Origin of the sequence: Pseudomonas sp. AP42, from assembly GCF_001728935.1 — a bacterium.
Taxonomy (GTDB): domain Bacteria; phylum Pseudomonadota; class Gammaproteobacteria; order Pseudomonadales; family Pseudomonadaceae; genus Aquipseudomonas; species Aquipseudomonas lactis.
In genome coordinates, this window is the sequence record NZ_LYSO01000023.1 from 67,611 (window position 1) to 76,215 (window position 8,605).

The following is an 8,605-nucleotide window of genomic DNA, read 5'->3' on the forward strand; positions in this document are numbered from 1 at the left end:
TTTTAAAATGGCCCAACAGGGGTTTTTCGCACAAAACAAAAGTGACCGACCAGTCTGCGACAGATGGTCGGCGACCCGGGTCACCTGAGCTCAAAAAGTTTATTGCTTGAATTCGAAATCCAGCGCAGCGCCTTCAACATCACGGCGCTCTTCGTTACGCAGTTGCAGCTTCATCTCATTGCTGAGCAAGCGGCCGTTGATCTGGAACGCGCTGTTGTCGGTGGGTTTTTCGCCAAACATCGGCGGCAACAAGGGCACGCTCTTGGGCTTGGGCATGGTGCCGATAGGCTGCAAGTGCCTGACCATGTCCGAAGGCAGGGACAGATCCAACTGTGCCGGTGGCAGTTTGGTCTGGGCGACTTCATGGGCCGACTTGGACTTGCTCGCCACGGGTGCACGCTTTTTGGTCGAGGCGGCTTTCTTTTGTGCCGCGGGGGCTTTTTTCGCAGGCGCTGGCTGCTTGGCTGAGGTCTTCTGCTCGGCACTCACAGCAGGCTTGCCATCGGCCACCGGCGCTGCAGCCAGCACGCTGCCGGCATTGCACAGGCTCAGCAGACCAAGCATCAACGTAACGCGAAAAATAGAAGTCATATCGCCAACAGCATTAACGGCAGAAGGCCATATGCTCGCTTGTTGTGCGCGGCATGACAAGGGCACAGATCAGTCTTGTCCCCTTTGCATACCTCAAAAACCCGCTGCGGCCTCCTGGCACAGCTGGCTGGCAAGCATTCCCAGGGTCATCAACGCCCGCTCTGCCTCGCGGTTCCACGGCGTGCCGCAATTGAGGCGAATACAGTGGTTGAACTGTTCGGTATTACTGAAAATCAGTCCTGGCGCAATGCTGATGCCTTGTTGCAGGGCACGCACATGCAGTTCCTGGGTATTGACCCGCCCCGGCAAACTGACCCACAAGATAAAGCCGCCGGTCGGGCGGGTCATCTGGGTGCCTTCGGGGAAATACTGCTGCACCGCCAATTGGAAGGCGCTGAGGTTCTTGCGGTATTCCTGGCGGATGTAGCGCAAATGACGGTCGTAGCCACCGTTTTCCAGATAGGCCGCGACGCCCATCTGGGTGACGCTGCAAGCAGAATGCGTGCTGAACATCTGCAGGCGCTGGATTTCCTGCTGGTATTTACCGGCAATCATCCAGCCAATGCGCACGCCCGGCGACAAGGTCTTGGAAAAGCTTGAGCAATAGATCACCCGGTCAAGGCGGTCGTAGGCCTTCAGGGCTTTGGTGCGGCCAAGTTCGAACATCAACTCGCCGTAAATGTCATCTTCGACAATCTGAATATCGAAGTCCGACGCCAGGCGCAGCAACTGTTTCTGCCGCTCCTCCGGCATGGTGCCGCCCAGCGGGTTACTCAGGCGCGTGGTCAGCACCAGCGCCTTGATCGACCATTGGTTGGCGGCCAGTTGCAAGGCCTCCAGGCTCATGCCCGTGGCGGGGTCGCTGGGGATTTCGATCACCTTGAGGCCCAGCAGGTCAGCCAATTGCAGCAAGCCGTAATAGGTGGGTGATTCAGCCGCGATCAGGTCGCCAGGGCGCGTCAGCACGCGCAGCGACATCTGCAATGCATCGACACAGCCATGGGTGATCACCACTTCGGAAGGGTCCACGACCACCCCGGCATCGCGCATGCGGATCGCCACCTGGCGGCGCAGGGGTTCAAAGCCAGGGCTGAACATGTAGCTGAAGGCCCGTGGGCTCTGGAAACGCGTGACCTTGGCCAACTGCTGATGCAGGGCCCGCACCGGCAAGTAGTCGACACTTGGCACCGCCGCCCCCAGGGGAAACACCCCTTCACGGCGCGACTCGACCAACACCTGCTGGATGATGCTGCTACGGGTAACCAACCCTGGGCGCTCGACCCGTGCGATATCGGGCGTAGGCGCCGTGAGTGCTGGCGTCTGATGCACGTAATAGCCCGACTGCGGCCGCGCCCGGATCAGCCCCTGGTCTTCCAGGTTGGCGTAGGCCTGCAGCACCGTGGCATGGCTCACATTGAGCTGGGAGCTCATTTTGCGCACCGACGGCACGCGCTCCCCCGGTTGATAGACACCGCGCCGGATGTCCTCAGCCAGTTGCTGGGCAATACGTTGGTAAAGCAACAGATTGGTCATGACGCAGCACTCGATTTCACGGGTATTTTATTTTTGTGTGAAACATACCGGCACAGTTTAGAAGTGTACGGGGACAGTTGCCACAATAGTCGAGCGCGTGCGGGAGTGACAGTAAAAACTGCGGGGGGAGCTGGGGTGGGCATCGCCGAAACGAAATGTGGGAGCGGGCTTGCTCGCGAAAGCGGTGTGTCAGTCAGCACATCCAGTGCTGAGCCACCGCATTCGCGAGCAAGCCCGCTCCCACAATTTGGATCTGCGTCAGCTGTTAGCGGGCAGCGCCCAATTGGCCTTTTTCGTCGGAGAATACAATTTCCACGCGGCGGTTCTGCGCACGACCACGCTCGGAGGCATTGGCTTCCACCGGGTATTGATCGCCATAACCTTCGACTTCGATGCGCTTGTCATCGATACCCAGGTCCATCAACAGGTCGGCCACCGATTGAGCCCGGTCGCGGGACAGTTTCAGGTTGTCCTGCTCGCCACCGGTGTTGTCGGTGTAGCCCTCGACGCGCACCCGACGCTTGGGGTTCAGTTGCAGGAATTGCACGATCTTGAGCACTGTGCGGTTGGCCGAGTTCTGCAGTTCAGCTTCGCCGGTGTCGAACAGTACGTCCCCCAGGGTCATCACCAGGCCACGATCGGTCTGGGTGGTGAGGCTGGCGATCTGCGCTTCAACCCACTTGCCCTGCTGTTGCACGCTGGCCAACTTGTTTTCGCGCAAGGCCAGTTGCAGACGCTGACGCTCCAGTTCCAGTTGGGTACCGCGCTCGGCATTCAGGCCCTGCTGGGTGTGCTCTCGGGCGATGGCGCTGTAACGCTGGCTCAGGTAGGCGTAATGCACCACGTCGGCGCCGCTGCCCCAGTAGCTGGACAGGCGGTCTGCGCGAGCCAGGGACTCGCCGGCGCGGATCACGTCTTTGGGGGCGAAGCGCAGCACGTTGGCGTCTTCCTTGACCTTCTGAAAGTCATCGCCAGCCTGCTGCAACGCCTGCTCGCTGGTGGGTTGGCTGGCACAACCGCCCAAGGCCACGCTGCCCAGCAGCAGTACACAACTCAAACCACGGATCATCGGGCTCATTGTGCCTCTCCCAACTGCAGCTGCTTACGCAGGCGAGTGATACGGGTATTGAGCACGTTCAATTGTTCCTGGCTCTTGCCGGTCAGCACTTTGGCCTCGGCCAGACGCGCGTCCAGCTCAGCCTGCTCGGCGCGCATACGCGCACGCTTGTAGGATTGGTCGGCCATGTTGCCCTTGGCCCGGGCGAATTTTTCTTCGGCCAGTTTCAGTTCGGGGGATTCATCGGTGTTGGCCCCGACCGCGGTGGCTTGTTCCAAGGCTTGCTGGGTCAGGCGCATTTGTTCGATCGGCGCAGGATCGGTTGCACATCCCGCCAGCGCGACAACGGCGAGGGCCGCGAAAAGAGCTCGAAAAATCACTGTAAATCCCTACTTTGTTGGGGTGCCGACAGGTTGTTGCAGTTGCGCCTTCCAGCGCTCCAGATTGCGCTGCAGCGCGGCTTGCGCGACACCGGAGGCGGGCAATTCTGTCATCTTTTTCGTCAGCTGTCCGCGCAGCCACGGATCATTGCAGGCCGAGTTGTGGGAAATCGCCAGGTACAGGCCAGGCTGATCGACAGGCACCGCATGGGCCACCAGGTCATTACTCATGCCCAGCGTCTGGGCCATGGCCATGCCGGAATAGCGCCCGGCCAGCACGTAGTCCACCTCACCCAACAACAGTTTCTGGAAGGCCGGCGTCAAGTTGGGCAGGCGTTGCAGGTTGAGTTGCTGGCCGGCAAAGGTCTCGAATTCGGCGCTCAAGCGCGCACGCTCCGATACCGCACCTTTGTGGCCGTGCAAATCGGCGGCGGTGGAATAGACCAGGGCGGAATCCTTACGCGTCCACACCAGGTAGTCGGTCTGCATCAGCGCTGGATGAATGTAGTCGAAGTGGTCCAGCTCGCCCAGGTTCAGCGGTGCGTCGGCGAGGATGTCCATGCGCCCGCTACGCGCTTCCTCCAGGGCCAGGGAGCGTTTGCCGCCGTAGAGCAGGTCGATTTTCAGCCCGAGCTCCTTGCCCACTTGTTGCAGCACGTCAGCGGTCGCGCCGATCAGGTGCGTAGGGTCCTGAGGGTCGCGCCAGAGTAAAGGCGGTGCGTCCGGGCTGCCGGTGATCACCAGGCGCTCGCACTTGCCGGCGGCGAGTGTCAGGCTCGGCAGCAGCGTAAGGCCCAGCAGTACAGTCCAGGGGCGCAGCGCCATGGCATGTTCCTTCCTAAAGTGCTCGCGAAAAACGTCAACGATAACGCGTGCTTTCTGAATAAATGCGGCGCCTGTGGGTTTTTCGCGAGCGAGCTCGCGCCCACAGGGAATAAAAAAGCCCGGTCATAAGACCGGGCTCTTTATAAGTGAAGCAGCTGGATTAGACCAGCTTCTCCAACTCCGGTACGGCTTCGAACAAGTCCGCTACCAGGCCATAATCGGCAACCTGGAAGATCGGCGCTTCTTCGTCCTTGTTGATCGCTACGATCACTTTGGAGTCTTTCATACCAGCCAGGTGCTGGATCGCGCCGGAGATACCGACGGCGATGTACAGCTGTGGCGCCACGATCTTGCCGGTCTGGCCGACCTGCATGTCGTTGGGTACAAAACCTGCGTCAACGGCTGCGCGAGAAGCGCCGACCGCAGCGCCCAGCTTGTCGGCCAGGGCGTACAGGTGCTTGAAGTTATCACCGTTCTGCATGCCACGACCGCCCGAGACGACGATCTTGGCAGCGGTCAGTTCAGGACGGTCCGACTTGGCCAGCTCTTCGCCGACAAAGCTGGAAGTGCCAGCGTCGTGGGCAGCGGAGACCGCTTCAACGGCAGCCGAGCCACCTTCGGCGGCAACCGGGTCGAAACCGGTGGCGCGCACGGTGATGACCTTGACCGCAGCGTTGGACTGTACGGTAGCGATGGCGTTACCGGCGTAGATCGGGCGCTTGAAAGTGTCGGCGCTTTCTACCGAGATGATCTCGGAGATCTGGTCAACGTCCAGCTGCGCGGCAACGCGTGGCAGGATGTTTTTGCCGTTGGAGGTGGCGGCAGCCAGGATGTGGCTGTAGCTCTTGCCCAACTCTGCGACCAGTGGTGCAACGTTTTCCGGCAGCTGATGCGCGTAAGCGGCATTGTCAGCGTTCAGGACTTTGCTCACGCCCGCAATTTTCGCAGCGGCTTCAACCACGGCGCCAGCGCCCTGCCCTGCTACCAGGACGTGGATGTCGCCACCGATTTTAGCGGCGGCGGCCACGGTGTTGAGGGTGGCCGGGGCCAGCACCTTGTTATCGTGTTCGGCGATTACGAGGATAGTCATGATCAGATCACCTTCGCTTCGTTTTTCAGTTTCTCGACCAGTTCAGCCACCGACTTGACCTTGATACCCGCGCTGCGCGCAGCCGGCGCTTCGACTTTGACGGTCTTGTTGGTAGAGGCGGTAGAAACGCCCAAAGCATCCGGAGTCAGCGTCTCCAGGGGCTTCTTCTTGGCTTTCATGATGTTTGGCAGGGACGCATAACGCGGCTCGTTCAAACGCAGGTCGGTGGTGACAATGGCCGGCAGTTTCAGGGAAACCGTCTGCGCGCCGCCGTCGATTTCACGGGTGACCGCAACGCTGTCGCCGCTCACTTCGACTTTCGAAGCGAAGGTGCCCTGGCCGTAACCGGTCAGTGCAGCCAGCATCTGGCCAGTCTGATTGTTGTCGCTGTCGATGGCTTGTTTGCCCAGGATCACCAGTTGTGGCTGTTCCTTGTCGACAACGGCCTTGAGCAGCTTGGCCACGGCCAGGGAGGTCAGCTCTTCAGCGGACTCCACCAGAATGGCGCGGTCGGCGCCCAGGGCCAGAGCGGTACGCAACTGCTCTTGGGCGGTGGTCGGGCCGATGGACACCACGACGATTTCCGTCGCCACGCCTTTCTCTTTCAGGCGTACGGCTTCTTCCACAGCGATTTCGCAGAAAGGGTTCATCGACATCTTGACGTTAGCAAGGTCGACGCCGGAATTGTCCGCCTTGACGCGAACTTTCACGTTGTAATCGACAACGCGTTTGACAGCTACAAGAACCTTCATGGATTCCTCGTTACTCTCCGGTGAAAAGAAAGTCGCCTAGGCGAACCTGGCGGTTGATGCTCATCGGCACACAAGGGCACCTCCAAAGACCTCGGCAGTGGCCTTGCACACGGGAAATGACGACCGTTCGTCAGTGGTGACTGAGAGGTCATTCTTTATCGCGGCGTGTAAACTGCGCCCCAACGTTTGGGTGCGCATCACCTTTATTGCCTTCGGCCTGTCTTTGGACGTGCTCTTGAAACCTGCAGTCTGCCTACGGGAAGCGCAAAACCGACCGTATCTTGACCGGAACGCCTATTCTGGTCAATACGGCAAAATGGTCAGTCATAAGCCCCGTTGCTTTGATTTATCTAGGCTGCAGGCAATTCAAACAAACGTTTGTATTGGACGCTGTCAGTGGTCTATATATAATGCGCCACCTAGAGAGACAGGTGGGTGCTGCCTTCGCGCAGAACCACACCGAACCTCCACCCATTAGAAAAAAAAGCCTGTTGAGCCTTGAGTAGGAGATAGCCTGTGGAACGCGAATACATGGAATTCGACGTGGTCATCGTCGGCGCTGGCCCGGCGGGCCTGTCTGCCGCCTGCCGACTGAAGCAGAAGGCCGCCGAAGCCGGTAAGGAAATCAGCGTCTGCGTGGTCGAGAAAGGCTCCGAAGTCGGCGCCCACATCCTCTCCGGTGCGGTGTTTGAGCCACGTGCCCTGAATGAACTGTTCCCGGACTGGAAAGCACTCGGCGCCCCCCTCAACACGCCGGTGGTGCGCGACGACATCTATGTGCTGCGCAGCCCGGAAGCTTCCACCAAGGTGCCCGACTTCTTTGTGCCCAAGACCATGCACAACGAGGGCAACTACATCATTTCCCTGGGCAACCTGTGCCGCTGGCTGGCCCAACAGGCCGAGAACCTGGGCGTGGAAATCTACCCAGGCTTCGCCGCCCAGGAAGCGCTGTTCGACGAGAACGGCGTGGTGCGCGGCATCATCACCGGCGACCTTGGCGTTGACCGTGAAGGCAAGCCAAAAGACGGCCTGTACACCCCTGGCATGGAGCTGCGTGGCAAGTACACGCTGTTCGCCGAAGGCTGCCGTGGCCACATCGGCAAGCAACTGATCCAGCGCTTCAACCTGGACAGCGACGCCGACGCCCAGCACTACGGCATCGGTCTGAAGGAAATCTGGGAAATCGATCCGGCCAAGCACCAGCCGGGCCTGGTGGTGCACACCGCCGGTTGGCCGCTGGACATCATGGGTAACGAGAACACCGGTGGCTCGTTCCTTTATCACCTGGAAAACAACCAGGTGGTGGTCGGGCTGATCGTCGACCTGTCCTACAGCAACACCTTCCTGTCGCCGTTCGATGAATTCCAGCGCCTCAAGCATCACCCGGTGCTGGCCCAGTACCTGGAAGGCGGCAAGCGCATCAGCTACGGCGCCCGTGCGATCTGCAAAGGCGGCCTGAATTCGCTGCCGAAGATGGTCTTCAAGGGCGGCGCGCTGATCGGTTGCGACCTGGGCACCCTCAACTTCGCCAAGATCAAGGGCAGCCATACCGCGATGAAGTCCGGCATGCTCGCCGCCGACGCCGTGGCCGACCGCCTGTTTGCCGAATCCGAGGGCGGCGACGAACTGACCACCTATGTCGACAGCTTCAAAGCCAGTTGGCTGTACGAAGAACTGTTCGCCAGCCGTAATTTCGGCCCGGCCGTGCACAAGTTCGGCGCAATCATCGGCGGCGGTTTCAACTGGCTCGACCAGAACATTTTCGGCGGCAAGATCCCTTTCACCCTGCACGACACCAAGCCGGACTACGCCTGCCTGAAGCTGGCCAAAGACAGCCAGAAGATCGACTACCCCAAACCCGACGGCAAGTTGAGTTTCGACAAGCTGAGCTCGGTCTTCATCTCCGGTACCAACCACGAAGAAGAGCAGCCGTGCCACTTGAAGCTCAAGGACCCAAGCATCCCGATCGGCACCAACCTGCCGCTCTACGATGAACCGGCGCAGCGCTACTGCCCGGCTGGCGTGTACGAAGTGGTGACCAAGGAAGACGGCGAGAAGCGCTTCCAGATCAACGCCCAGAACTGCGTGCACTGCAAGACCTGTGACATCAAGGACCCTTCGCAGAACATCACCTGGGTAACGCCGGAAGGTGCGGGTGGGCCGACTTACCCGAATATGTAAGTCGTTCGCTTAACCAGAAAAGGCTCCCGAGATGGGGGCCTTTTTTGTGGGCAATATCGATCAAAATGTGGGAGCTGGCTTGCCTGCGATGGCCATAGGTATCTACACAATTGTGTAGTTCGCCGCAGCCACCGGTAACCACGATGCGAAGCGAGCCGCTCTTGATCTTGATCTGCTTTTGATCTCAGGCGCCCCG

Annotated in this window: 8 protein-coding genes; 1 reads left to right on the top strand and 7 read right to left on the bottom strand. The window is 59.9% G+C overall.

The genetic code is table 11. The features are described 5' to 3' along the window. Positions 1-99: 99 nt before the first annotated feature. The 7 genes from A7K61_RS11700 to A7K61_RS11730 form a co-directional block, all read right to left on the bottom strand. A complete protein-coding gene (locus A7K61_RS11700) occupies positions 100-591 on the bottom strand; it encodes a translation initiation factor 2 (RefSeq protein ID WP_069557579.1) in 492 nt (163 codons plus the stop codon). A gap of 93 nt (positions 592-684) precedes the next feature. Next, complete coding sequence (locus A7K61_RS11705; RefSeq protein WP_003193472.1) at positions 685-2,124, bottom strand: PLP-dependent aminotransferase family protein; 1,440 nt, start codon at positions 2,122-2,124, stop codon at positions 685-687. Positions 2,125-2,389: 265 nt separating this feature from the next. Then, positions 2,390-3,202 carry an OmpA family protein gene (locus A7K61_RS11710; protein ID WP_069557580.1) on the bottom strand — a complete coding sequence of 271 codons (813 nt, stop codon included), beginning with the start codon at positions 3,200-3,202 and terminating at the stop codon, positions 2,390-2,392. Continuing rightward, complete coding sequence (locus A7K61_RS11715; protein ID WP_003193475.1) at positions 3,199-3,561, bottom strand: DUF4398 domain-containing protein; 363 nt, start codon at positions 3,559-3,561, stop codon at positions 3,199-3,201. Before A7K61_RS11715 ends, A7K61_RS11710 begins: the two co-directional genes overlap by 4 nt. 9 nt (positions 3,562-3,570) lie before the next feature. Next, the gene (locus A7K61_RS11720) at positions 3,571-4,386 is read right to left on the bottom strand and encodes an ABC transporter substrate-binding protein (protein WP_044275149.1); all 816 of its coding nucleotides are present in this window, start codon (positions 4,384-4,386) and stop codon (positions 3,571-3,573) included. Positions 4,387-4,546: 160 nt separating this feature from the next. Next, complete coding sequence (locus A7K61_RS11725; protein ID WP_032895698.1) at positions 4,547-5,476, bottom strand: electron transfer flavoprotein subunit alpha/FixB family protein; 930 nt, start codon at positions 5,474-5,476, stop codon at positions 4,547-4,549. Between the two features lie 2 nt (positions 5,477-5,478). Next, positions 5,479-6,228, bottom strand: coding sequence for an electron transfer flavoprotein subunit beta/FixA family protein (locus A7K61_RS11730; RefSeq protein WP_014719538.1), 750 nt, complete (start codon positions 6,226-6,228; stop codon positions 5,479-5,481). A gap of 516 nt (positions 6,229-6,744) precedes the next feature. On the opposite strand from A7K61_RS11730, the gene A7K61_RS11735 reads away from it, so the two are divergent. Beyond that, positions 6,745-8,409: an electron transfer flavoprotein-ubiquinone oxidoreductase gene (locus A7K61_RS11735; protein WP_003193481.1), complete on the top strand. Its 1,665-nt coding sequence runs from the start codon at positions 6,745-6,747 to the stop codon at positions 8,407-8,409. Positions 8,410-8,605: the final 196 nt, after the last annotated feature.